At 45.7% G+C, this 23,173-nt stretch carries 20 protein-coding genes and 3 pseudogenes; 12 read left to right on the forward strand and 11 right to left on the reverse strand.

Annotated elements, in window-relative coordinates; translation table 11 throughout:
* Positions 1-9: 9 nt before the first annotated feature.
* From A3CS_RS0106765 to glmS, 4 genes are all read left to right on the forward strand, one after another.
* On the forward strand, positions 10-600 hold the full coding sequence (locus A3CS_RS0106765; protein ID WP_005574341.1) for a YjaG family protein: 591 nt from the start codon (positions 10-12) through the stop codon (positions 598-600).
* Between the two features lie 166 nt (positions 601-766).
* The gene (locus A3CS_RS0106770; protein WP_005541993.1) at positions 767-1,039 is read left to right on the forward strand and encodes an HU family DNA-binding protein; all 273 of its coding nucleotides are present in this window, start codon (positions 767-769) and stop codon (positions 1,037-1,039) included.
* A 146-nt stretch (positions 1,040-1,185) separates the two neighbouring features.
* Positions 1,186-1,962, forward strand: coding sequence for a DeoR/GlpR family DNA-binding transcription regulator (locus tag A3CS_RS0106775; RefSeq protein WP_005562331.1), 777 nt, complete (start codon positions 1,186-1,188; stop codon positions 1,960-1,962).
* Between the two features lie 54 nt (positions 1,963-2,016).
* Positions 2,017-3,849: a glutamine--fructose-6-phosphate transaminase (isomerizing) gene (gene glmS / locus A3CS_RS0106780; protein ID WP_005546941.1), complete on the forward strand. Its 1,833-nt coding sequence runs from the start codon at positions 2,017-2,019 to the stop codon at positions 3,847-3,849.
* 151 nt (positions 3,850-4,000) lie between these two features.
* On the opposite strand, the pseudogene A3CS_RS1000000112275 reads toward glmS, so the two are convergent.
* Positions 4,001-4,959, reverse strand: a pseudogene (locus tag A3CS_RS1000000112275) (alpha/beta hydrolase).
* A 201-nt stretch (positions 4,960-5,160) separates the two neighbouring features.
* Here A3CS_RS1000000112275 and A3CS_RS0106790 point away from each other — a divergent pair.
* Positions 5,161-6,051, forward strand: coding sequence for a LysR family transcriptional regulator (locus A3CS_RS0106790; RefSeq protein WP_005574335.1), 891 nt, complete (start codon positions 5,161-5,163; stop codon positions 6,049-6,051).
* 138 nt (positions 6,052-6,189) lie between these two features.
* Here A3CS_RS0106790 and A3CS_RS0106795 read toward each other — a convergent pair whose 3' ends face one another.
* The 4 genes and pseudogenes from A3CS_RS0106795 to A3CS_RS0106815 all read right to left on the reverse strand — a co-directional run bounded on the left by A3CS_RS0106795 (position 6,190) and on the right by A3CS_RS0106815 (position 11,206).
* A complete protein-coding gene (locus tag A3CS_RS0106795; protein WP_005546931.1) occupies positions 6,190-7,299 on the reverse strand; it encodes an alpha/beta hydrolase in 1,110 nt (369 codons plus the stop codon).
* A 136-nt stretch (positions 7,300-7,435) separates the two neighbouring features.
* Positions 7,436-9,091: pseudogene (locus tag A3CS_RS1000000112465) on the reverse strand (carboxylesterase/lipase family protein).
* A gap of 225 nt (positions 9,092-9,316) precedes the next feature.
* On the reverse strand, positions 9,317-10,297 hold the full coding sequence (locus A3CS_RS0106810; RefSeq protein WP_005546926.1) for an aldo/keto reductase: 981 nt from the start codon (positions 10,295-10,297) through the stop codon (positions 9,317-9,319).
* 63 nt (positions 10,298-10,360) lie between these two features.
* The gene (locus A3CS_RS0106815) at positions 10,361-11,206 is read right to left on the reverse strand and encodes an aldo/keto reductase (RefSeq protein ID WP_005546924.1); all 846 of its coding nucleotides are present in this window, start codon (positions 11,204-11,206) and stop codon (positions 10,361-10,363) included.
* A 358-nt stretch (positions 11,207-11,564) separates the two neighbouring features.
* Between A3CS_RS0106815 and A3CS_RS0106820 the strand changes: the two genes are divergently transcribed.
* Complete coding sequence (locus A3CS_RS0106820) at positions 11,565-12,458, forward strand: LysR family transcriptional regulator (protein WP_005546922.1); 894 nt, start codon at positions 11,565-11,567, stop codon at positions 12,456-12,458.
* Positions 12,459-12,535: 77 nt separating this feature from the next.
* Here the strand turns inward: A3CS_RS0106820 and A3CS_RS0106825 are convergent, their stop codons facing one another.
* Positions 12,536-13,351 carry a class I SAM-dependent methyltransferase gene (locus A3CS_RS0106825; RefSeq protein ID WP_005546920.1) on the reverse strand — a complete coding sequence of 272 codons (816 nt, stop codon included), beginning with the start codon at positions 13,349-13,351 and terminating at the stop codon, positions 12,536-12,538.
* A gap of 338 nt (positions 13,352-13,689) precedes the next feature.
* A complete protein-coding gene (locus A3CS_RS0106830) occupies positions 13,690-15,189 on the reverse strand; it encodes a helicase HerA-like C-terminal domain-containing protein (RefSeq protein WP_005570754.1) in 1,500 nt (499 codons plus the stop codon).
* A gap of 125 nt (positions 15,190-15,314) precedes the next feature.
* On the opposite strand from A3CS_RS0106830, the gene A3CS_RS0106835 reads away from it, so the two are divergent.
* The 5 genes from A3CS_RS0106835 to gltS all read left to right on the forward strand — a co-directional run bounded on the left by A3CS_RS0106835 (position 15,315) and on the right by gltS (position 19,091).
* Entirely contained in the window at positions 15,315-15,983 is a 669-nt protein-coding gene (locus tag A3CS_RS0106835; RefSeq protein WP_005546916.1) for an MOSC domain-containing protein, read from the forward strand.
* Positions 15,984-15,985: 2 nt separating this feature from the next.
* Positions 15,986-16,459 carry a YchJ family protein gene (locus A3CS_RS0106840; protein ID WP_005574329.1) on the forward strand — a complete coding sequence of 158 codons (474 nt, stop codon included), beginning with the start codon at positions 15,986-15,988 and terminating at the stop codon, positions 16,457-16,459.
* Complete coding sequence (locus tag A3CS_RS0106845) at positions 16,456-17,286, forward strand: virulence factor BrkB family protein (RefSeq protein WP_005546913.1); 831 nt, start codon at positions 16,456-16,458, stop codon at positions 17,284-17,286. Before A3CS_RS0106840 ends, A3CS_RS0106845 begins: the two co-directional genes overlap by 4 nt.
* Entirely contained in the window at positions 17,283-17,717 is a 435-nt protein-coding gene (gene dtd / locus A3CS_RS0106850) for a D-aminoacyl-tRNA deacylase (protein ID WP_005546911.1), read from the forward strand. Before A3CS_RS0106845 ends, dtd begins: the two co-directional genes overlap by 4 nt.
* A gap of 165 nt (positions 17,718-17,882) precedes the next feature.
* Positions 17,883-19,091 (forward strand): sodium/glutamate symporter, encoded by a 1,209-nt coding sequence (gltS, locus tag A3CS_RS0106855; RefSeq protein WP_005588866.1) that lies wholly within the window; start codon positions 17,883-17,885, stop codon positions 19,089-19,091.
* Between the two features lie 55 nt (positions 19,092-19,146).
* Here gltS and cpxA read toward each other — a convergent pair whose 3' ends face one another.
* The 4 genes and pseudogenes from cpxA to yejK all read right to left on the reverse strand — a co-directional run bounded on the left by cpxA (position 19,147) and on the right by yejK (position 22,820).
* Positions 19,147-20,535: an envelope stress sensor histidine kinase CpxA gene (gene cpxA / locus A3CS_RS0106860; protein WP_005546145.1), complete on the reverse strand. Its 1,389-nt coding sequence runs from the start codon at positions 20,533-20,535 to the stop codon at positions 19,147-19,149.
* Positions 20,536-20,579: 44 nt separating this feature from the next.
* Positions 20,580-21,274 (reverse strand): annotated as a pseudogene (locus A3CS_RS01000000110990) (response regulator).
* Between the two features lie 41 nt (positions 21,275-21,315).
* Positions 21,316-21,729, reverse strand: a complete 414-nt coding sequence (gene bamE / locus A3CS_RS0106870; protein ID WP_005546147.1) for an outer membrane protein assembly factor BamE — start codon at positions 21,727-21,729, stop codon at positions 21,316-21,318.
* Positions 21,730-21,794: 65 nt separating this feature from the next.
* The gene (yejK, locus tag A3CS_RS0106875) at positions 21,795-22,820 is read right to left on the reverse strand and encodes a nucleoid-associated protein YejK (protein ID WP_019518347.1); all 1,026 of its coding nucleotides are present in this window, start codon (positions 22,818-22,820) and stop codon (positions 21,795-21,797) included.
* A gap of 126 nt (positions 22,821-22,946) precedes the next feature.
* Here yejK and A3CS_RS0106880 point away from each other — a divergent pair, with 126 nt between their 5' ends.
* The gene (locus A3CS_RS0106880) at positions 22,947-23,171 is read left to right on the forward strand and encodes a YejL family protein (protein WP_005546151.1); all 225 of its coding nucleotides are present in this window, start codon (positions 22,947-22,949) and stop codon (positions 23,169-23,171) included.
* Positions 23,172-23,173 lie beyond the last annotated feature (2 nt).

Here is a 23,173-nt window from a genome sequence, read left to right on the forward strand (position 1 = left end):
GGAAATATGATGCGAAATCCTATTCATAAACGTTTAGAAAATTTAGCCACCTGGCAACACCTGACTTTCATAGCGTGCCTGTGCGAGCGGATGTACCCTAATTATCAGCTGTTTTGCCAAATTACCGAACAACCACAACATGCCAAGGTGTATCACAATATTCTGAATTTGGCGTGGGAATATTTAACCGTTAAAGACGAGAAGATTAATTTTGAAAATCAGCTGGAAAAACTGGAAAACATCATTCCCGATGTGAATGACTATGATTTTTACGGTGTGGTGCCTGCGTTGGATGCCTGTGAAGCATTATCGGAAATGTTACATACCATCATTGCCGGCGATTCCCTAACCCAAGCGGTGAAATTAAGCCAATTATCTTTGCAAACCGTGGCGGATTTGCTAGCGGAACAAAATGAACGCGAATTATCCGAGACAGAATTAAAGGAAAGCGAGGAAATTCAGCAAGAATTGGACGTGCAATGGCAAATTTATCGCGCACTGAAAGACGCGGAAAAGCGCAATGTTGAGCTGATTCTGGGTTTAAAAAATGAGTTACGCGAGGTAGGAATTTCGAATATTTGTGTAAAAATTGACCAATAGTGCGATATTTTCTGCAAAAATAACATTTCCTGCTTTGCTTTAAGTGCAACTTAGATTAAGCTTTGCACTGCACTGATTCCAGTGATTATGGTCATTGAATAGATAATCTTAAACGTTGTTTATTCCACCAATGTCAAATTTATTTAAAAATAGAAGGTACTAGTCTATGAACAAAACAGATTTAATTGATGCTATCGCAAGCTCAGCTGAATTGAACAAAAAACAAGCTAAAGCAGCTTTAGAAGCAACTTTAGACGCTATCACCGGCAGCTTGAAAAAAGGTGAGGCGGTGCAATTAATCGGTTTCGGTACATTTAAAGTGAACGCACGCAAAGCGCGTACCGGTCGTAATCCGCAAACCGGCGCAGAAATCAAAATTGCTGCATCTAAAGTTCCGGCATTCGTTTCCGGTAAAGCATTAAAAGATGCTGTTAAATAATTAGCCCCTGTCTTTAATGAACTTAACCCTGTTTATCAAAACAGGGTTTTTTATTTGCTATTTCCGAAAATTCTTCCGTTTACACCCAGCCTAAATACCGCTAAACTTTCGAACCGAAATTTAATTTGAACTATTTTGACCCAAAAATGACTAAGCGAAACATTCAGACCCGTAATACGCAACAGCGTCGCCACGGCATCATGCAATTATTGCAGGAACGGGGCGAAATCAGCGTCGAGCAATTGGTGCAATTATTCGATACCTCGGAAGTGACTATTCGTAAAGATTTATCGGTGCTGCAAAGTAATGGTTTTCTGCTGCGTCGTTATGGCGGTGCGATTTTAATGCCGCAGGAATTGCTGGAAGATGCGCAAGAAGATTTTCTTTCGGAACGAAAGTTGGCAATTGCGAAAGTCGCGGCGGAACGCATTCGCGATCATAATCGTATTATTATCGACAGTGGTACCACCACGGCAGCATTGATTAAACAGCTAAATCACAAGCAAGGTCTGGTGGTGATGACCAATTCCATGTATGTAGCGAATGAGTTGCGTTCTTTAGAAAATGAACCGACCCTGTTAATGACCGGCGGCACTTGGGATAACCGTTCCGAATCCTTTCAAGGCAATGTGGCGGAACAGGTGTTGCGTTCTTATAACTTTGATCAGTTATTTATCGGCGCGGATGGCATTGATTTTGAACGTGGCACGACCACCTTTAACGAATTGGTTGGTTTAAGCCGTGTTATGGCGGAAGTGGCACGTGAAGTGATTGTGATGGTGGAATCACAAAAAATCGGGCGCAAAATGCCCAATGTAGAATTAACCTGGCAGCAAATTGATGTATTAATTACCGATAGTTTGTTGTCGGAAGAAAGCAAAAACCGTATTGCAGCCCATGGCGTAGAGGTGATCTGCGCCTAAAGTGCGGTGGTTTTCGCAAGCGTTTTTTTATTTAATTCAGGAGAGCTAAAGCTTATGTGTGGAATCGTCGGTGCAGTAGCACAACGTGATATCGCGGAAATTTTAATTAACGGATTGCATCGTCTTGAGTATCGTGGTTACGACTCGGCAGGTTTGGCGGTGGTCAATTCGCAACATGAATTGCAACGTGTGCGCTGCTTAGGCAAAGTGAAAGCGTTAGATGATGCAGTGGAAAAAACGCCATTAATCGGCGGCACCGGGATTGCGCATACCCGTTGGGCAACCCATGGCGAACCTTCCGAAGAAAATGCCCATCCGCACGTTTCCGGCAATTTTGCCGTGGTGCATAACGGCATTATTGAAAATTACGAAGAATTGCGTACATTGTTGAAAGAGCGCGGTTATGTCTTTACCTCCCAAACCGACACGGAAGTGATTGCGCACTTGGTGGAATGGGAAATGCGCACGGCGGGTAGCTTATTGGAAGCGGTGCAAAAAGTGGTGAAACAATTAACCGGTGCTTACGGCATGGTGGTGATGGATCGTATGCAACCGGAACATTTGGTTGCCGCCCGTTCCGGTAGCCCGTTGGTGATCGGTTTAGGGATTGGTGAAAACTTCCTTGCTTCCGACCAGCTTGCGTTGTTAAGCGTGACACGTCGCTTTATTTTCCTGGAAGAAGGCGACATCGCCGAAATTACCCGTCGTTCCGTGGATATTTACGATCGCGACGGCAACAAAGTCGAACGTGAAGCGCACGATTCCAATTTAGAAAACGATGCGGCGGAAAAAGGCAAATATCGCCACTTCATGCAAAAAGAAATTTACGAACAGCCGACCGCACTGATTAACACCATGGAAGGTCGTGTGACCCACAATAACGTGATAGTTGAAGCTATCGGTAACAGTGCCAAAGAAATTCTGGAAAAAGTCGAACATGTTCAAATCGTTGCTTGCGGTACGTCGTACAACTCCGGTATGGTGGCGCGTTATTGGTTTGAAAGCATAGCAGGCGTCAGCTGCGATATTGAAATCGCTTCCGAATTCCGTTACCGCAAATTCGTGGTGCGCCCGAACAGCCTGTTGATTACCCTTTCCCAATCCGGTGAAACGGCGGATACGTTAGCCGCCTTGCGTTTGGCGAAAGAGAAAGGTTACATGGCGGCAATGACCATTTGTAACGTGGCGGGTTCCTCTTTGGTGCGTGAATCCGATTTAGCCTTCATGACCCGCGCCGGCGTGGAAATCGGCGTAGCTTCGACCAAAGCTTTCACTACGCAATTGGCGTCATTGTTAATGTTGGTGGTGGCGATCGGTAAGGCGAAACACACGCTTTCCGCCGAAAAAGAACAGGAAATGGTCAAAGCCTTGCAAGCCTTGCCGGCAGAGATTGAAAAAGCCTTGGCTTTCGATAAACAAATTGAAGCCTTGGCGGAAGATTTCGCCGAAAAACACCATGCCTTATTCTTAGGTCGCGGCGAATATTATCCGATTGCCATGGAAGCGTCCTTGAAGCTGAAAGAAATTTCTTACATTCACGCCGAAGCTTATGCTGCCGGTGAATTGAAACACGGCCCGTTGGCGCTCATTGACGCGGATATGCCGGTGATCGTGGTGGCACCGAACAATGAATTGTTGGAAAAAATCAAATCCAATATTGAAGAAGTACGCGCTCGTGGCGGTCAATTGTACGTTTTCGCCGACAAAGAAGCGGGCTTCACCGAAGCGGAAGGGATGAAAATCATCACCATGCCGACGGTCAACGAAATCACCGCGCCGATTTATTACACCGTGCCAATGCAGTTGTTGGCGTATCACATCGCGCTGATTAAAGGCACCGATGTGGATCAGCCGCGTAACCTGGCGAAAGCGGTCACAGTAGAGTAATCGCAAAAAACGCTTTAAAATTCCACCGCACTTTGGTTTCAGCAATCAAAGTGCGGTTTGTTTTTTGGGAGATTTTGCAATTTATGATCGAGAAAATAATCGCTCTTTACATATCCTCCCGCTTGCTTGCGGGAGAAGGGAGATGAAAGAATTACAATTTCTTCCCAAAGAAATCCGTCAATTTCTCGCTGATTTGTTTCACATATTCAGGCTTCCAGTAGGTTTCGATATGGCTCGCTCCTGGGATTTTCACCAATTCTTTGTCTTGCGAACCTGCTTTTTCAAAGGCTTTGTCGCTCATATAAAGGGTGTCGGCTTTGTCGCCTGCCACGATCAATAATGGCGTGTTGATGAGTTCCGCGTGGTCGGTGGCGTCCCATGTCATTAAGTCTAACAAGCTACCCATGGTGTAACGTGGCGTGCTGTTTGGGTGGCGGTGGGTGATGCCGTAGTATTCAAAACCGTCTTTGTATAAGCCAGCAGGCATTTTCGCCACGTCCGCTTCGGTGATTTTGCTCATATCCGCATTCGCTGCGTATTCCACGTTGCCTTTGGCTTCTTCGGTACGCGCTGCCGCCGCTTGTGCAAGGCGTTCTTGAATAGTAGAAACTTGGCTTCCGCCTAAGCCGTTACGACGCACATCACCTGTGTTGAACAAGCTCACGGTTGCCACGGCGTGCAAGCGTTTGTCGCTTTGTGCTGCCGCGAAGGTGTAACCGCCACCGCCACAAATGCCTAATGCCCCGATACGGTTGGTATCTACGCCTTGATATTTTTCAAGGAAGTCCACCATTGCGTGAACATCGTTGATACGGTTTGCCGGTTTGTCGGTTTGACGTGGTTCGCCACCGCTTGCACCTTGGTATGCCGCATCAGCCGCGATGGTGATATTTGTTCGGCTAATTTTTGGGCGTATAAGCCTGCCACTTGCTCTTTCACGCCGCCGTTCGGGTGCGCTACGGTAATTGCCGGGTATTTTTTGTTTGGGTCAAAGTTGGCTGGTGTGTAAACGTTGGCGGAAATTTTAATGCCGTCGTTATTAACGTAAGTCACCGGGTGAATATTCACTTTGCCTTTCACGTTTTCGGTGATTGCCCCGTCATAAGCCAAGGTGAACGGATTTTATTTGTAATCTGCTGCCATTGCATTTGCTCCTAAAAATGATGTACCAATTAATGTGGCTAAAAGGGTGGTTTTTAAAAGTTTCTTCATAAGATGTCCTGTTTGAGGTTGTTTCGTCATTTGATGTGTGCATTATAGCGAAGCCCTATGATAAGATAAACCACCTTTTCCTTAATATATTAGAAAGCAATGCTTAACAATCTTCCCAACCTCAACGAGCTTTATTATTTTATCCAAGTGGTTCAGGCAGGCTCTTTTGCCAAAGCGGCGAACAAGCTGGGCGTAACGTCATCGGCACTCAGCCAGAATGTGAAAAGCTTAGAAAAATCGCTGGACTTACGGCTGCTCAACCGCACCACACGCAGCATTTCCCCCACCAACGCAGGGGAAAAATTACTCGCCCAAATCACACCGCACTTTCACGCCATCGTAGGCGGACTCAATCAGTTAGACGACTGGCGAAATTCCCCCCTTGGCACCATCCGCATCAACACCAGCGAAGTGGCGGCGAATTTGTTGCTTTACCCGAAATTAAAAACGCTCATGCAACGCTACCCCGAACTGAAAATCGAAATGGTGGTGGAAAACCGTTGGGTGGACATTGTGGAACAGGGCTTTGATATGGGCGTGCGGCTGGGATATGCCTTGTATAAGGATATGATTGCAGTAAAAATTTCTGACCCCGTCCGAATGGCGGTGGTGGCAAGCCCCGATTATTTGCGTGGCAAACCGTCCGTGCAAGCCATCGCTGACTTGCCCGCCCATCTCCTGATTGGTCTGCGACTTTCCAACCAACACGGCGAAGCCCACTGGGAATTTCAACACAAGGGCGAACGCATCACCTTCCAACCCGAACCACATTTTTCCGTGAATAACGGCTTACGCCACCAAGCCGCCCTAGACGGCTTAGGCATTGCGTGGCTGCCAAAAATCGTGGTGGAAAAGGATTTGGAAGCGGGGTGGTTAGTGGAATTGCTCGACGAATACGCAATGGAATACGAACCGCTGTATCTCTACTACCCAAACCGACAAGGGCATTCACGAGCGTTTGAGTTGGTGGTGGAGGCGTTGCGGGTGTAGCCGTCCGTGGGTATAAATACCCACGGTTAAGCATAGCTATACCCCATTGGGGTATTAAAAGAATCAGCCCAGAGGGGCTGAACTATACCTAACCGAGGGTAACTTGTTACCCTCGGCTTTATAATTATTACGAAGTGATTACTTATCCAACCCCTTTGCCTTCAACCAGCGCGCCATTTCTTCCGCCACTTTATCATTGTTCAAATCGCTAAACATAAAGTGCGTGTTGCCTTTGATGCCGATTTTCGGCAGATGAATTAGCTCCGCTTTGCCGCCGTGTTTGTTGATGGTATCCACAAATTGTTGTGCCATTTTCATTCGGATAAACCATTGCTCGCCGCCTTGCGTGCCGTCTAAATGGTCGGGAATGAAGTCGCCAAAGTAGATGACAATTGGCATTTTAGTGAGTTTTTCAAATTGCGCTTTCGGCACAGTCAGCGGAGCAACATCACCAAATTTGCTCTCTAATTTCGCAGGCGTTTCGCCTTCGGGGAAGAAAAACGCACCGGGTTCATAAGCAACCACGCCTTTGACTTTATCGCTTGCCATCGCTGTTGTCCAACCGATAACCCCGCCAGCGGAGTGGGTCACAAATACGCCACCGCCTGTTTTATCAAAGAGTTTCACCATACTATCGGTGATAACCGGCACATCAAATGCCCCCGTGTCTGGCGTCATCATTCGGAAGAATTGTGCTTGGCTTTCCGCATCTTTCGGGAATGCCACGCCTTCGTTCATCTTCGGATAAACACCGATACGGAATTGGGCATACCAAAATTGGTCGTCAGGTGTGGCTGGCACATTGGCATCAACAGTACTGCGTCCTGCTTGTCCGCGACGAGGTTGATCCACCAAATAAACTGGGTAGTTGCGTTGCAAGAAAAGCTCGTTAAAGCCTTCGTGTCCGTCTGGTGTGGTCATCCAACCGCGTGCAGATTGCCCGTAGCCTTGCAAGAACACCAACGAATTTTGTTTCGCATTGGTTGGAATTTGGTAAAACACGCTGGCATGATCACCGTGTAGCGTCATTCCTCCTGCTTTCACCGCCTCGCCGTACACATCAAAAAATGCCGAGCTTTGGCGGTTTTTAATCGCATCAGGGATTGGCGTATAAGTGCCTTCCGAGGTTTTCACCGTGCCGCCCACGGCAAAGGAGCCTTGCTTCTCAATGGAAAGTGGGGCAGCGTAGGCTTGTACGGCTAAGGCACAAGCGGTTAAAAGTGTAGAAATTTTTGCGAATTTTTTCATGGAGTTTCCTTTTGAAAGTGGGGGGGACTCTCGCCCACTTGCGGGTTATGGTAGGGTGGGATTTATCCCACCATTAAACAATCAATCTTATTATCGGTGGGATAAATCCCACCCTACGCTTCCTTTGTGAAAAAGCCTAAAACTTCATACTCGGCGCCAACAAACGCTGCAACTTCGCATCGTGATGTTGTTTCACTTCCACTTGGTTATCAAAAATCATCACATTGCCGTTTTCGCGGGTGTAAGCGTCCCATTGCGGTAAGCCTTCACCGTTCGGGTTACCTGCTTTAGCGAAGTTCGTCCACGCACGGGCCATTTTATCCGCCAACGCTTGAGCTTCATCACCACCGCCTGTGGCTTGTGCCATACGTTGAATATTGTTGAACACAAAGGCAATTTCTGCGGTGTGGTAGCTCATTGGCGTGCCATTAAACACAGGCGTATCCCAGGTAAACAAATAGTTATACACAGGTGCACCTTTTTGATCTTGATTTCAAGCCCGCGGTTTTTAACGCAGGGGCACGCAAGAAGCTATCTACATATAACGCATCGGCAAGCATACGATCTGGGTACGCTTCACGGAATGCAGCCACGATTTCATCGGTTTTCTCGCCATATTTCGCTTTTAATTTTTCTTGAACTTGTGCTTCCGTCCAAATGAAACGGTTGTCTTTTTGAGTGTTGACAAGATCAAGCTGTGCCCCAAAACTTTCCCATTCCGTTAAGTTTGAACCAATCAGAAGTGGAATATCTTTCGCGATTTCTGGGTATTTTTGCCCACAGGCTCCTGCGGGATATAATCGCCGTCCATTGTTGGTGCCCACGCTAAGCCATAGCCCGTTCCGCGTAATGGTGTGATTTTTTGTTCTTCTGCGGTTTGTTTTAAGGCTTTATTGGCGGCAGCATTAATTTGATCCGGTGTAAAGCTATTAAGTCGATTAAGTGCGGTCGGTTTTACGCCTAAATTTGCAAGGGTCAGCTCCGCCACGCGTTGCCCTGTTTTCGGTGACGTAAGCGTCATACCCATTTTTTCTACCGCACCACTTTGCACAATCGCTTTGTTGAACAAGCCTTTTGCTGCTGGTGTCGCCATTAAGGTTAACACTTTCGCACCACCGCCACTTTCACCGAAGATGGTCACATTATTCGGATCACCGCCAAATTGTTCAGCATTCGCTTTCACCCATTCCAATGCAGCCACTAAATCTTGAATACCCGCATTTGCTGAATTTTTATACTGTTTTCCGTAAGCAGAAAGATCTAAATATCCCATGGCATTTAAACGGTGATTAACCGACACAACGACTACATCACCTTTGCGGGCTAAGTTTTCGCCATCGTAACTGTCTAAATCATTTGATGCGCCCGATTGAAAACCGCCGCCGTGAATCCACACCATCACCGCCCGTTTTTTACCGTCATTTTTCGGCGCCCAAACGTTTAAATTTAAACATTGCTCACTTTCCGTCATTTCAGGTCCGGTAAAGAAGAAACTACGACCGCCCATCGGCACTTGCGGGCAGACATCGCCATAAGTCAACGCCATTTTTGTCCCTTGCCAATTCTCCACCGGTTTTGGTGGCATAAAACGTTCTGCTGTGGCATACGGAATGCCTTTATAGGTCAAAATATCGTTATGAATATAACCTTGGATTTCACCCGATTGGGTTTGTACCACGGCAATGCCGTTGCCCGCTTGAATAGTATCGTTAGTGGCATAGCTTAAATTTGTTACACTTAAGCCACTTGCAATAGCAAGAGCTAACGTCAATTTGGAAGGGAAAAGTTTCATCGGATTCTCCTAAAAGTGTCATCATCAAGAAAGTGCGGTTATTTTAGCGAGCGTTTTTATTTTGATAAATGGGGTTTTATTGGAAAGGCTATTGAGTGAAATTCAATAATTAAAATGCCAAGTTTTATTCCTAGGGTAACAAGTTACCCTAGGTGACGCATAGTTCAGCCCCTTTGGGGTTGAATTTTATCCTCTCGCCCGCTTGCGGAAGAGAGGATTTATCTATTAACGATTAATCAATGCCTGCCCTGCCGCACTATAACGCTCGCCCACAATCTGAATTTGCGAAAGTGCGGTTTGAATTCGAGTTAAATCTTCTGCGCTTAAATGCACGTCCGCACCACCTAAATTTTCCACTAAACGATGAGGTTTCGTGGTGCCGAAAATCGGGGCAATCCATGGTTTTTGCGCCAACACCCAAGCCAAGGCAACTTGTGCTAGAGTTACGCCTTTTTGAGCGGCGATGTTTTTCACCAATTCGGCTAGCCCAAGGTTGCTTTTCAGCGCATCGCCTTGCAAACGGGGAACGCTGTTGCGGAAATCGTTGGCGGCAAATTGGGTATCGGCGGTGATCGTTCCGGTAAGCAAGGATTTTGCCAATGGACTAAATGGCACGAAGCCAATGTTTAATTCTTCTAGCAGTGGGAAAATTTCCGCTTCAGGTTCACGCCACATCAACGAATATTCGCTTTGCAATGCCGACACAGGTTGAACGGCGTGAGCGCGACGGATAATCTCCGCACCCACTTCAGACAAGCCGAAATACTTCACTTTGCCCTCTGCAATCAAGTCTTTCACCGCGCCCACCACCTCTTCAATCGGCACATTCGGATCGACGCGGTGCTGATACAACAAATCAATATAATCGGTGTTCATGCGTTTGAGTGATTGCTCCACCACTTGGCGAATGCGTTCAGGACGGCTGTCCAGCCCCTCCGCCACATTACCATTTTTGAAACCGAACTTGGTCGCAACCACTACCTGATCACGAAATGGCGCAACAGCTTTCCCCACTAACACTTCATTCGCTTCACCATAGGCTTCGGCGGTATCAAAAAACGTGACGCCTAAATCAAAGGCTTGCCGAATGAGTTTTACCCCCTCTGCTTGAGGAATTTCCGTGCTATAGCCGAAAGTTATGCCCATGCAGCCCAAACCAAGCTCAGAAACCGTTAAACCTTGTGAGCCAAGTTGTCGAGTTTGCATATTGTTCTCCTTGTTTTTCGTAAGATAGGGTGGTTTGTCACCCTATCAAGCAAAAGGTTAATTTTACCCTCTTGCCTGCGCCAACCACACAATCATTTTGGGATCGCGGTGATTGAAGATGATTTCATTGCGGTTGAGGGTTGCGATGTCGGCTAAATCTTGTTCATCTAAGGTGAAGCCGAAAATATCGCGGTTTTCAAGCATACGTTCCACTTTCACCGATTTCGGGATAATCGCCACGCCACGTTGGTTTAACCAGCGCAACACCACTTGCGCCACCGATTTACCGTGTTTTTCGGCAATTTTGGTTAATACAGGGTTGGTAAAAATGTCAAATTTCCCTTCTGCCAACGGGCCCCAAGATTGTTGCAAAATGCCGTGTTCTTTGTGGAACGCAATTTCTTCATCACGTTGATAGAACGGGTGGGTTTCAATTTGATTCACCGCCGGCACGATGTCGTGGCAGGTGATTAAATCCATTAAACGGTCAGTGTGGAAGTTACTCACGCCGATGGCACGAGCTTTGCCGGCCTTGTATAACTCTTCCATCGCACGCCATTCTTCGTGTACATCGCCCAACGGTTGGTGCATTAAATATAAATCCACATAATCCAACCCTAAACGTTCAAGGGAATCTTCCAAGGCTTTTTTGGTGTTTTCATAACCGTTTTTACGTTGAATCCACAGTTTGGTAGTGACGAAAATGTCTTCACGCGGAATGCCACTGGTTTTAATGGCACGCCCTACGCCCGCTTCGTTGGCGTACACTGCGGCGGTGTCTAATAAACGGTAGCCTGCTTTGAGTGCTTCCAATACCGCTTTTTCGGTTTCTTCATCGCTCACTTGATATACGCCGAAACCTACCATTGGCATTTCTACACCGTTGTTTAATTTGAATACTTTTTCCATTTTGTTTTTCCTTGTTTTATTGAATTTTGGGGCTACCTTATCCCCTCTCTCGCTTGCAGGACAAATGCTTGCATTTGAGCGTTGGCTCTGCCAACGACCCCGAAGGGGCGAGCGAAGCGAGTATTGGGTGGAGAAAATTCGCAGAATTCTCGGAGGGAGAGGGGAAAATCAATATCGTTCCCCCTCTCTCTGACGAAAATTGCCTGACGCAATTTCCGTCTCTCTCTCCCTCAAGCGGGCGAGAGGATTATTCCGCGTTTCGTTTTGATTTGTGCATTATAAAAAACTTTGATTCATTTGATTAGTAGGAAAAAATCGGATAGCCTTGTGAATAATATTCAACAATAGAACACCGCCTATGATCGACAACATCAACGAACTTCGCACCTTTATCACCGCGGCGCAAGAAGGCAGTTTCACCAAAGCCGCCGCAAAATTAAACGTTTCCACCTCCGCATTAAGCCATTCCATTCGCAAGCTGGAAGAACAGCTCAACATCAAACTGTTCAACCGCACCACACGCAGCATTGCCACCACGGAGGCGGGCGAGCAGTTGTTTCAAAATCTCTTGCCGTTGTTTGAAAGTATTGAAGATAATCTCAACGCATTAAGCACCTTTCGCAACACGTTGAAAGGGAAATTACGCATTAACGGTAACGATCATGTTTTTTTATCCATTTTGTGGGATAAATTGATGGCGTTCGCGGAACAATACCCCGAAATGGAATTGGAATTGACCAGTGACACCAAATTTGTGGATATCGTGGCGGGGCGGTTTGATGCGGGTATTCGCTTAGGATCGGACGTGGCACAAGATATGATCGCCGTGAGATTAAGCGACAAAATGCAAATGGCGGTGGTCGGCACGCCAGAGTATTTCGCCAAAAAAGCCACACCGAAGAAAGTAGAAGACTTGGGCGAACACGAGTGCTTGCTGGTGCGTTTGCCAACTTCAGACAGCATTATGACGTGGGAATTTCAGCCTGCAAAAAAATCCGCGCCTGTGGTGAAATTCCACCCGAAAGGACAACTTTGTTTTAACAACAGCCATTTAATCAGCCGTGCCGTGTTGGTGGGCAAAGGCTTGGCATGGTTGCCCATCGACACCATGCAGCCTTATTTAGACAGCGGCGAATTAGTAGAAGTGTTGAGCAATGTCGCTATCAGCTACGACGGCTATCATCTCTACTACCCAAATCGCCGCCAAAATTCACCGCTCTTTAAAGCCTTGGTGGCGGCATTGAAAATCTAACCGCAGGAAAAACACGTTGAAAACAAACCGCACTTTGGTTTCAGCAATCAAAGTGCGGTTTGTTTTTAGGGTGAATTTTAACTTATCCGATAATACAGGAAACGATAAGATTTGCGCACGAAGGGCACAATCCACATGATGGCGGCTTGCAACAAGCCGATACGTTTCCAGGCGGGAAAATCAAACATATACTTCGCCGAAATCAGGTGGAGATTATCCGCCCAACGTTCCATTTCATGATCATCATCGCAGCCGTAATCAAACTGTGCCCGCATATGTTTCATCACGTCATGGTGTTTTTGCGAATTGCGACTCATCCAAGTGCTGCCGATGTCAAAGGCGATTTCGCCACCACTAAAACGGACGGCAAGATCTTCAAACAGCTTTTTCACCTGCGCTTCATTGAAATACATCAATACGCCTTCAATAACAAATAAAAACTGTGCCTGCGGATAGGTGGAGCGTAATTCGTCCATCCAATCCGTGTCAAACGCCGACGCGGCAAGCAAAATTTCATTTTCCGCCGGCGGCATCAGTTGCTTGCGCAATGCGATCACATCGGGCAAATCCAGCTCATAGAACGGCACATTTTTGCCGATGTCACCCACGCGCTCATGACGCGCATCCAGCCCGCAACCGATCATCACGATAATCGGTTGTTGGTGCTGTTGAATAAAGGCTTTGGTGAGGCTATCCAAATAGGTAGCGCGAATAGCCGACCCTACTGAACTGCGGATAGCAGTGTCAAACTTACTGAAATCATAATCAATTTGCGGCACCAGGCGTAGCGCCGATGCGTCGTGAATAATCGGATCGGGTTTGAGGGACTCGTGATAGCGCATATAGAGCGGAATAAGCAGGGTCTCGCTGACCGCATCCTGAATTTTAAACATCATTACCTCCTTGTGGAAACGCGCGGTTAAACCGCGTAGAGAGTCATGTGTGGCGGACAGTACGGCGCAAGCTGCCGTCGGGAAAAGACGAATGTTGTCTTCTTGAGAACAGGATGATTATAGATGAGAATTATTCTTAATTAAAGGCTGGGATTAAGGGGGTGAAAAACGTTTGGAAAAATATTCATAAATCACTGAAGTGATTTATTCACCCCTTCGGGGCCCTTGGCATAACCAACGTTCAAAAAACGGAATTTTTTGTGACCGCACTTTTGGGTATGAGATGCTTATGTTGCAAGCCCAATAGCGAAAAGTGCGGTCATTTTTACGGGTGAATTTTACTTCTTAAACGCGCCCAGAATACCGCGCATAATTTGTTTTGTCACTTGGTTGCGAATATTGCGACCGACGGATTTTGCCACACTGCTGACGACTTGTTCGGTAACCGAGAGTTGTTCGCCGCGTTTTTTGGTGCCGAAAATCATGCGGCTGAGACTGCCCATGATGCCGTTTTCTTCTTCCTGTTTGGCTTGTTCCGCCTGTTTTTGCGCTACGGCGGCGAGATCTGCCTGCGCATTTAACACTTCAAATGCCGATTCGTTATCCACATAATCTTTATAGAACGCGTACAAATCGTCGTCTTTCACCCATGCGGCGCGTTGTTCGGCGCTAATCGGTGCCAATTGGCTTTTCGGCGGGAAAATGTAGGCGATTTCCACCGGTGTCGGCATACCTTTTTCATCCAGGAAAGAGACCAGCGCTTGCCCCACGCCAAGGGTGGAGATAGTTTCCACCACGTTGACTTTTAGGTTGGTGCGGAAAGTTTCCGCCGCCGATTTCACTGCTTTTTGATCACGCGGCGTAAAGGCACGCAGGGCGTGTTGTACGCGGTTACCTAATTGCCCAAGCACGGTGTCCGGCAAATCCAGCGGGTTTTGGGTCACGAAATAAATGCCCACGCCTTTGGAGCGAATCAGGCGCACAACCTGTTCCACTTTATCCACCAATACACTTGGCGCGCCGTCGAACAGCAAGTGAGCTTCGTCAAAGAACATGACGAATTTCGGTTTGTCGGGGTCGCCCACTTCCGGCAATTGCTCAAATAATTCCGCCATTAACCAAAGCAGGAAGGCGCTGTACATGCGCGGAGAATTGATCAGTTTTTCCGAATTTAACACATTGATGACACCACGACCGTCACGGGTTTGCAACCAGTCTTCCAGATTCAGCGCCGGTTCGCCGAATAAATTTGCCGCGCCTTCATTTTCCAGCGTTAATAATGCCCGTTGGATGGCTCCCACGCTGGCAGCGGATACATTACCGTATTCCACTTGGAAGGTTTTGGCATTTTCCGCCACATATTTCAACATGGCGCGCAGATCTTTTAAGTCGATAAGCAATAAGCCTTTGTCGTCGGCTACGCGGAACACCAGATTGAGCAAGCCTTCTTGGGTGGCGTTCAAATTCAATAAACGGGAGAGCAACAACGGCCCCATTTCGGAAATGGTGGTGCGCAGCGGAATGCCGGTTTCGCCGAAGACATCCCAAAAGGACACGGGATAGCCGCTTAAATAGCTTTCGCCGCCTAAATTGAACTGTTCGATACGCTCGGCGACTTTGCCTTGCATCGCGCCTGCTTGCACCAAGCCCGATAAGTCGCCTTTTACATCCACTAAAAATACCGGCACGCCGTCATCACTGAAGGTTTCCGCCATTTTGCGTAAGGTGACGGTTTTACCGGTTCCAGTGGCGCCGGCGATTAAGCCGTGGCGGTTTGCCATTTTGGCGGAAATGCCGAATTGTTGATTTTGTTCGGTTTGGGCGAGTAAATATTGCATGTTGAGTGTTCCTGATTGATGACGGATAAATTTCCCGCATGATATTTAAAAATAGAAGTGCGGTCAAAAAATAAGTTGTTTTTACGGTATAATTCCGCAGATTTTAGAAAATAACAGGGAAAGTGATGGCAACGGCAGAAATTTTGATCATTAAAATCGGCAAGGTGCAACAGCTTACCTTTGCCGACGGTTCGCTGTATGAAAGCGCCATTCGCAAAGTGCCGGTGGAGGCGGTGAAAATTCACTCACTTGGTGCGGAAGGCAATGATGTGGGATTGAAAGCCCATCATGGCGGTGTGGATAAAGCGTTATTTTTTATGTCGGCAGATGCCTTTCCTGCGTTAAATGCGTTATTAGACGAAAATTTTTCGTATCAGGACACAGCAGTTTACGGCGAGAATTTTGTGGTTTCCGCGCTGAATGAAGATTCCGTGTGTGTGGGCGATATTTATCAAATCGGCTCCTGCGTGGTGGAGGTGTCGCAGCCGCGTAAACCTTGTGAGCGCTTATCGAAAAATACCAATAATCCGAACACGCAACAAACCGTGTATCGCTCCGGCTGGTCGGGCTGGTATGTGCGGGTGGTACGCGAGGGGGAAATTCAGCGGGGCGACAAATTAATTTTGCAGGCGCGTCCGCATCCCGACTTTACCATTCGCCATTTGAACCGCTTGCTTTCGGCGCCCGACACGATTAACGAATTGGAACAGGCGTTGGCACTTGAGGTGTTGGCGCCGGCGTTTAAACGCTCGTTGCATTCTCAGCTTACCAAGTTACAACAAAAACAGAGTTAAAAATGACCGCATTTTTAGATTCCTATTGCCCTTGTCACTCCCATAACACCTATGGGGAATGCTGCGGGCGTTTTCATGCTTACGTGCAGTTTCCCGAAACTACCGAGCAGCTCATGCGCTCGCGCTATGCCGCGTATGTGTTAAAAAATGTGCCTTATATTGTGGAAACCACCGTGCCGAACCAACAAAAGCTGCTGAACGTGCAGGCAATTCAAACCTGGGCGGAAAATACGCAATGGCTTGGCTTACAGATTCTGAATACGGAAACCCTGACGAAGGTGCAAAGTGCGGTGGAATTTAACGCCATTTTTCAGGGCGAAGAAGGTGAGCAGGCGCATCATGAACGTTCGATTTTTGTGAAAATTGACAGGCGTTGGTATTTTGTGGATCCGACGGTGCCGCTACCGACCATGAAACAGCCTTGCATATGCGATTCCGGCAAAAAATTTAAGCATTGTTGCGGAGGATTTTTATGATTGATCTAAAAACCTTTTGTGCGTTGTTTTGGCAACGTTTTAATCAAAATAAACTCACGCAAGCCGCCGGTTATCTGACGTACAGCACCATGCTCGCCATTGTGCCGCTGATTATGGTGGTGTTTTCCATCTTCTCCGCTTTTCCGGTTTTTAACGAAGTTACCGGTGCATTGAAAGAGTTTATTTTTACTAATTTCGCTCCCTCCGCCGGTGACGTGGTGGGGCAATATATTGATGAATTTGTGAATAATTCCAAACAGATGAGTGCGGTGGGTATCATCAGTTTAATTGTGGTGGCATTGATGTTGATTAATTCCATCGACCGCACCCTGAACGGCATTTGGCATGACACCAGTACCCGCCCGATTTTTACCTCTTTTGCGATTTATTGGCTGATTTTGACGTTAGGTCCGCTGTTAGTAGGCACCAGTATTGCCGCCAGTTCTTATGTGAAAACCATGTTTGAGTATTCTGCAGCTTCTTCTTTCGGTTTGAAATTACTCAGTTTTGTGCCGTTTCTTTCCACCTGGTTTATTTTCACCGTGATTTATATGGTGGTGCCGAATAAAAAAGTCAGTATTAAACATTCTGCTGCCGGTGCGCTGATTGCCGCGGTGTTTTTTACGCTGGGTAAGCAGGCATTTGCTTGGTACATTGTGACTTTTCCCTCTTATCAATTAATTTACGGCGCCATGGCGACCTTGCCGATTATGCTGCTATGGATTCAGTTAAGCTGGACTTTCGTGTTGCTCGGCGCACAACTGGCGGCGGTGCTGGCGGAAGTGCAGTCGAAAAAACAAGTAAATCATCAGGAGGTAAAACAGTGATTGCGTTAATTCAACGGGTAACACAGGCGAAAGTGGAAGTCGGTGGCGAAGTGGTCGGGCAAATCGGCAAGGGATTGTTGGTGCTGCTGGGCGTGGAAAAGGATGATGACCGACAAAAAGCGGATAAACTGGCGGAGAAGGTGTTGAATTATCGCGTGTTTAGCGACGCAGATGACAAAATGAATCTGAATGTACAGCAAATCGGCGGCGAATTATTGGTGGTGTCGCAATTTACCTTGGCGGCAGATACGCAAAAAGGGCTACGCCCGAGTTTCTCTAAAGGAGCATCGCCGCAGTTAGCAAATGAACTTTATGCGTATTTCGTGCGAAAGTGCGGTGACAAATTAAAGGTGAAATGCGGACGTTTTGCGGCGGATATGCAGGTGAGTCTGGTTAATGACGGTCCCATCACATTTTGGTTAAGTTGTTAGACCGGATGAAATTTTTATGCGTTTCCCTGGCAGTCGCCCGATTTTTCTGCTAAATTGAAATTCCTTCCGTGATCGATAAAAATTTTTTATTCTTCGCATAAAAATTCCTGGTGTTTAGAATGATTAGCAATAACCGGGACTTCATCATTAAAAAGAGGATGTTCTATGACTTTCAATACTTTTGAAACCCTCGCATTGGCGGGCTTTGTGCTGTTGCTTGGGTATTTTCTGGTAAAACGTATTTCCTTATTGAAAAGCTATAATATTCCTGAGCCGGTTGTGGGTGGTTTCTTAGTCGCGATTATTCTCACCGTTTTATATCAAGGCTGGGGATTGTCTTTTATGTTTGATACGAATTTGCAGTTCACCATGATGTTGGTATTTTTTTCTTCCATCGGTTTAAGTGCTAACTTTGCGCGCTTGGTAAAAGGTGGTAAACCGTTAATTATTTTTGTGATTGCAGCGACATTATTGATTACTGTACAAAATATCGTGGGTGTAACAGGTTCGGTCTTACTCGGCATCGACCCTGCTTACGGTCTAATTGCCGGTTCGGTCACCTTAACCGGCGGACATGGTACCGGTGCGGCGTGGGCCGGTAAATTAACAGAGTTATTCCACCTTGAAGGCGCCTTGGAATTAGCCATGGCTTGTGCCACCTTTGGTTTGGTCTCCGGTGGTATTATCGGCGGTCCGGTAGCACGCCATTTATTAGGGAAAATGAAACATGGCGAGAATCCGGAAAGCGATGATGTCGATGATGTACAAGAAGCTTTTGAGCACCCTACTTACCAACGTAAAATTACAACCCGTTCACTGATTGAAACGATTACCATGATGACGTGCTGTTTACTTATCGGTCAGTTCTTGGATGCACACACAAAAGGTAGCGTCATTGAATTGCCAACATTCGTATGGTGTCTGTTTACCGGGGTAATCATTCGTAATTCTTTGACCCATATTTTCAAATTTAATGTTGCTGATTCTGCCGTAGATGTTTTGGGTAACGTGGGTCTGTCCTTATTCTTAGCTATTGCATTAATGTCCTTAAAATTATGGCAATTAGCAGGGTTGGCGTTACCGGTCATGGCCATTTTGGCAATTCAGGTTGTTCTTATGGCAATCTTTGCGGTTTATGTGACTTACCGCATAATGGGTAAAGATTACGACGCAGTAGTATTAAGTGCCGGTCACTGTGGTTTCGGCCTTGGTGCAACACCGACGGCAGTAGCGAACATGCAGGCGGTGACAAGCCGTTTTGGACCGTCACACAAAGCTTTCTTAATTGTACCGATGGTTGGTGCGTTCTTCATTGACTTGGTAAATGCTTCCGTGCTCAAAGTCTTTTTATTTGTGGTATCGGCATTGCACTAATTGAATTTATAGAAACAAAAAACCCATTGAGTTGTTCAATGGGTTTTTTGTTAAATTATTTTGCCACCCAAAGTGGTAAGCGTAAGATAACGGCTAAGCCACCCAGATCAGCTTTCCCTGCCCAGACTGCGCCGTGATGGTCCTTCGCTGTATTGGCAACAATGGATAAGCCTAAGCCGGTGCCACCGGTTTCGCGGGTACGCGTTTCATCAACGCGATAAAACGGCTTAAAGATTTTTTCATATTCATCTTCCGGTAAGCCTGCACCGTTATCTTCAATGCGAATAAATAAGTCATTTTCATGAGTATAGATGTGGACGGAAATTGCTGATTTTGTATATTTCAACGCATTTCTGACAATATTTTCCACCGCACTTGCAAGAAGTCCGTGGTTACCATTGAGATAATACTGTTCAGGATGGGCGATGCCTTGCTCCACGTGAAAACGAATATTTCGTTGAGCTGCTTCAAATTTTGCATCTTCTAAAATTTCTTTCCAAAGTAAAGGTATCGGGAAGATGTCTTTTTCCAGATGGCTATTCAACTGTTGACGGGAAAGCTGTAGCAAGTCACTGACCATTTTATCTAAACGTTGTGCTTCCGTATCAATACGCTGAATTTCGTTACTGTCGCCTAAGCGACGACGCAATAACGCCGTTGCCAGTTGTAGACGGGTCAGGGGGGTTCTTAATTCATGAGAAATAGAAGATAATAACGATTGCTGATTTGACAATACCTCTTCAAGAGAAAGCATCATGCGGTTAAAACTTTGTCCTACTTGACGTAACTCGATCAACCCTTTGGTTTCAAGATTTTTATTAATTTTTAAATTTCCTATGGCAACGGCATTTGCTGCAAGTTGTAGGTTACGAATAGGCTGACCTATACTGCGTGATAGCCACCACAATAACGGTGTGGAAATTAAAATGACCAAGATGATCAGGAAAAACGGGCGATCAAAAATGTAGTTTAGGATCTCTTTCTGTGCATTGATCTGATTGACAAAATATAAGCTATAAGATTGATTATGCTCAGGATTTAGGTACAGAGAAAACGGACCGACAATTTGAATATTGGAATAGATTTTTTTTAACGGTTGATCCAATGAAGCGTTGTTAAAAATAAATTGACGTACTGATTTTTCTTCTTCAGTGAGTGCACCGAGAATTTGTCCACTCGGCGAGATTAGTACAGGATGGGGGGTAAATCGATCATTAGGGAAACTTGGAATTCCTGCTAAAATACGGGAAATTTGGTTGTTACGCATCGAAGTTGTAATTTCTTTTTGATACTTTACCATTTCATGCTCTTTTAAATCCGAGTAAATATGCGCATCAAAATAAGGTAATAAAAAAATAAAGATTAGTAAAATGGAAAATGTGAGCCAGAAGAAAGTGAAAATTCGTATGGTGAGTGAGTTAAAAATAAATTCTTTTCTGAACATGATAATTAGGTGTGAAAAAGGCTATATAAAAATAGCCTTTATTGTTATTTTTCCGCTATTAATAAATAACCGCGACCACGAAGTGTTTTAAACCATGGTAGATCATCGGAGCGAGCCGGTAATTTTTTTCGTAAATTCGACATATGCATATCAATGGCACGATCGAAAGGCGTAAGTGGCTTGCCCAAAACTTCAAGACTTAACTCTTCACGAGTCAGAATTAACCCGGGATGAGTAATAAGTTTTAGTAATAAAGCAATTCGGTGCCGGTGAGTTCAAGATCTTTTGAACCCAACATTGCCTGTTGGCGTCCCGGATAAAACACGATGCCGCCGAACTCGATTTTATCCACATCTGTCGGATCTTTCGCGTTATTTGCCTGTGCTGTACGTCTTAAAATCGCTTTAATTCGCGCAACCAATTCACGATCGTTAAACGGCTTCGGTAGGTAGTCGTCCGCACCTAATTCAAGACCTAAAATACGATCAATATCATCACCGCGGGCAGTCAGCATCATGACCGGCGTGGAATAGTTTTTTCTGATTTGTTTTAATGTTTCAATACCGTTTAAGACCGGCATCATAATATCTAATAAGATGAGATCATAACTATGGTCAAGTAATTCCAATGCTTCTTTACCATTGTTTGCGACATTCACCTGAAAGCCTTCTAAATCGAGTAATTGTGCTAACAGTTCGGTGAGCTCCGCATCATCATCAACAAGTAAAATTTTAGCCATAGGTTAAACCTTATTTGGGTTACAAATAAAAAGAGTAAAGATTATTTCCAGAATTGCCACCAACGCTTAGCTTGAGCGTCAGGTGCTGTGATAATGGTATTATTCACTTCGACTTTATCGTCATTCGGTAACGGTTTGTCCAAGTCAAAGTTGCTTACGGCACCATTTTGGTCAAAATTTACGACCAGCGTGTGCTGTTCCGGCGTTTCATAGGCTTTTTGTTGTAAGTAAACATAATACCAGGTGTGGTTACTGTAAGGATCGATGAGAACCGGTGTACCGAGTAAATACTGAACTTGTTGGGCTGTCATGCCGGTTTTTAATTGTGTAACTTTTGAAGCTTCCAAATAGTTACCTTGTGGCACATCAATACGATAAACGACTTTATTGACGGTGGAGCAGGCGGTAACACTGAGCGCGAAAATAAGTGCGGTTACGACAGATCTGAATTGCATTTCTTTGCCTTTTTATTCTCTGGATAATGTGAATGATGATACCGAAAGTTTAATTAATTGCCAAACTAATTCTGTTCTTTTAACTGGCGCTGCAACTGATCGCGTAAATTTGGCGGAAGCCCTTTGATTGTAAGCGTGTCGGCGGCTTCATCCCAAAAGATACGTTGATTAATTAACTCCGTATCAAAACTGATGGTCACTCCTTTGCCGGAACCGGAGAATTTCGTGAGCGACTTAAGTGCGGTGCGAACCGGCGGTATATTTTCTTCCAAGCCGTAATTTTGCGCTTGAGTAAACTCGGCAAAAGGTTGTTGGTTTAGCGTCGGCAGCTCGCCGGAAAGTTCCGCAAGTTCAATTTCTTCGCCGCTATTTATCTGCCCTTTGCAGTATTCAAACACCTGTTTTTTTACCGCTTGGGTTTGTTCACGATTTAACTCGCCTTGTGCGCAGTAATCACTCACCGCCTGTAATAAACATTGATTTTGTACTTGTGGGTTAAGCCCTTCTTCCGCACCCAGAAAATCCATAAAGAAGTCCGCGATTTTGCGCCCGACGCGCCCTTTGATGAAGGTTAAGTAACGATTGGAATTGGCATTAAGTTGCAGGTCGGTTAAATTAATACGTGCTGCCACATCAAATTGGGTGATGTCCAAATATTCGGTACGCTGAATTTCTAATTTGTCATCCACCAACATACTGACGCGACTGTCCAATAACGCGATAAACAGGTAATCGGTGGCGAGAAAATTATATTGGCATAAAACCAAAGTGCCGCTATCGGCAAAATTATATTTACCCAGTTCGTTAATCAATAAATTCGTTGCTTCATAGCTGAACGGCAGGAATTCCAGTTCATTTTCCAACAAGCGATTCAGACTTTGGGCAAACACCGAGGAGTCCAGGAAAATACCATAACCTTTCGCTTTGTTTTGATAGCCTTGGTGTAGCTGCAACATCATTTGTTCTACTTCCGGCGTGATTGTCAGCACTTGTTTACGTAGCACGCTATTCAGTTGCGGCACGCTTTCCGCTTCGGTTTGATTGGATTTGGTAATTTGGTGGAGAATAATTTGTTTAACTGTAATGCTCATGAAATTGTCCTTAAAAAACTCTGTCTATTATAACCGCACTTTTTACCGGAACTAACAAAATATGTTAGGATTAGCGCAATTATCGGTTAATATATGCGGCATTTTAAATCGGCAGACCAACCAAACATGGCAATTCAATCAAAATATCAAGATAAACAAATAGATGAAATTCTCAACGACATGATTGCAGTGCTGGAAAAACACCAAGCGCCGCTGGATTTATCTTTAATCGTGTTAGGCAATATGACCACCAATTTACTGCTCGGCAGTGTCGGAAAACAGCAACGACAAGTGCTGGCAAAAGCCTTCTCCGACGCTTTGCTGAACTCTCTTAATACGACGAACCAATAGCA

The sequence above is a fragment of the Aggregatibacter actinomycetemcomitans DSM 8324 genome, from assembly GCF_000372365.1.
Classification (GTDB): Bacteria; Pseudomonadota; Gammaproteobacteria; order Enterobacterales; family Pasteurellaceae; genus Aggregatibacter; species Aggregatibacter actinomycetemcomitans.